Here is a 1,966-nt window from a genome sequence, read left to right as displayed (position 1 = left end):
CTTCTGAAACAGGACACTAGATCACATCCGCCCCAGGGTTGCGCGAATGGATTCGAGCAGCATGGCGTAGAAGCCTTCGACTGCAGCCACGGCCTCCGCTTCGCTGCAATCGCGGGGATCGAAGGTGCTGGACCAGGCAAGCTTCGCCTTCTTGGGACCATCGTCCGAAATAATCATGGTCGCGCGATAGTTTGTGCACGGGAGAGGATTGTTGTCGGTCACTCCGTAGGTGATGCGACGCTCGTCATCGTCGCGCTCGTAGAGTTCCTCTCGAACTCCGGGCGCATCACCCATGACGATCTGGCGCACCATGCCGGGGCCATCGCCTTCGATGTTCACCTGGAAGTTTTCGTTGCCAGGAATCCAGGACAGATTGCCGAAGTCGCGCAGTAACTCCCAGACCTGGGCCCCGGGGAACTCGAACTCCGCATTGACCAGCACCTGTGCCATGCCTTCTTCCTCCACGTATTGATCGGTTTCCGTGTACCACGTCGAACGTGTCAGAATCCAGTTCGCCTCGATTGCGTGCGGTCGTCACGTCGAGCTCGCAGAAGCTGAAGGAGTCCCCGGTGAGCGAACCGATCGATCCCTGGTCCCCGCCTGAATCCGACGGCCAGAGCAGCGGCCGCAGTCGCCTACAAGGACGAAGAGTGCTCGTCGTGGGCGCGGGCACACGCAACAGCGATGCCGAAGACGCGCCGATCGGCAACGGCCGCGCCATGGCGGTTCTGGCGGCACGCGAAGGCGCACGGGTTGCGTGCGCGGACATTTCTGAAGAAGCCGCCCGAGAGACCGCCGACCAGATCAAATCTGAAGGAGGAAGCGCCTGCGTTCTGGTAGCAGACGTGACCGACCCGGCGGATTGCGAGCGCCTGATTCGAGATGCCGAGCACGACCTGGCGGGCCTCGACGGATTGGTTCTCAACGTCGGGATCAGTCTGGGAGGTGGCCTGAAAGGAACCGATGCCGAAGCCTGGGATCGGACCTTCGCGGCGAATCTGCGCTCGGACTTCCTGCTCTGCAAGGAAGCGCTGCCGAAGCTTCGAGCGGGTGCGTCGATCGTGTTCATCAGTTCGATTGCCGGTCGCCGAGCAGGCAGCCGCATGCCCGCCTACGACGCATCGAAAGCCGGTGTCGAGGGCCTGGCTCGTCACGTCGCACTCGAAGGCTCCTACCAGCGTGTACGCGCCAACGTAGTGGTACCCGGACTGATCGACACACCACTGGGCCGACTGGCCAGCGCGGGACGACCTTCCCGCGCCAGAACTCCGGTTCCGCTGGGCCGCCAGGGGACCGCCTGGGAGGTCGCGTACGCCAGTGTCTTCCTGCTGTCAGACGAAGCCAGCTACGTCACCGGGCAAACGCTCGCTGTCGATGGAGGCTTGAGCGTGCGCTGAAGCTGTTACAGTTTACTGGTGATAGAGACGCTCCTCGGGGGGAGCACGGAGAGGAAGTCTGGACAAGCCCGCTCCACGGCAGACAGCGCGAACCTACACCGGAATCAGCCTTCCGACTCTCGGGAGGCAGATCGTGCATGCGATCCATTCCCGGCAGGGCGATGCAGCTCGAATCCGCATACTTCTAGAACGGATGGCCCGAGACGAAAACCGGCTCGAAGCCTGCCTTGGGCGACCCCTGCGCGATCTCGACATCCTCGAGATCGGACCCGGACAGACTCTGGAACGGAGTGCGTATCTAGGGCTGAAGAACCGAGTCACGGGGATCGACCTGGACGTGATTCCTCACGGCCTGGACTTCGCAGGGTATGCACGCGTCATTCGGCGCAACGGCCTGGGCCGCCTGCTCAAGACGCTCGGCCGGCGCGCGCTAGGGAATCTCTGCACAGGGAGGAATCGAGCGAGAAGCGGGAGTCGCCGCCTGAGCAAGAAGCGTGATCCGATCGCAGATCCGTAGATCTGCAGAGGTTCGCGCGACGCAGCGCAGGCGGATGCATCGCGCTTCGCAG

The 1,966-nt window shown here is 62.9% G+C and carries 3 protein-coding genes; 2 read left to right on the top strand and 1 reads right to left on the bottom strand.

What is annotated here, in order from left to right:
• Positions 1 to 21: 21 nt before the first annotated feature.
• Entirely contained in the window at positions 22 to 450 is a 429-nt protein-coding gene (locus GY725_01775; GenBank protein ID MCP4002902.1) for an SRPBCC family protein, read from the bottom strand.
• Between the two features lie 104 nt (positions 451 to 554).
• On the opposite strand from GY725_01775, the gene GY725_01770 reads away from it, so the two are divergent.
• Complete coding sequence (locus tag GY725_01770; protein MCP4002901.1) at positions 555 to 1,397, top strand: SDR family oxidoreductase; 843 nt, start codon at positions 555 to 557, stop codon at positions 1,395 to 1,397.
• Between the two features lie 193 nt (positions 1,398 to 1,590).
• Entirely contained in the window at positions 1,591 to 1,914 is a 324-nt protein-coding gene (locus GY725_01765; GenBank protein ID MCP4002900.1) for a hypothetical protein, read from the top strand.
• Positions 1,915 to 1,966 lie beyond the last annotated feature (52 nt).

This window comes from bacterium (assembly GCA_024226335.1).
GTDB lineage: Bacteria > Myxococcota_A > UBA9160 > SZUA-336 > SZUA-336 > JAAELY01.
Note: the sequence above shows the minus strand (reverse complement) of the source record. Positions and strands in the feature narration are given on the sequence as shown.

Excerpts from the sequence above, each read along its gene's own strand:
- GY725_01775 (MCP4002902.1), bottom strand. The coding sequence starts at position 450 with ATGGCACAGGTGCTGGTCAATGCGGAGTTCGAGTTCCCCGGGGCCCAG.
- GY725_01765 (MCP4002900.1), top strand. The coding sequence starts at position 1,591 with ATGGCCCGAGACGAAAACCGGCTCGAAGCCTGCCTTGGGCGACCCCTG.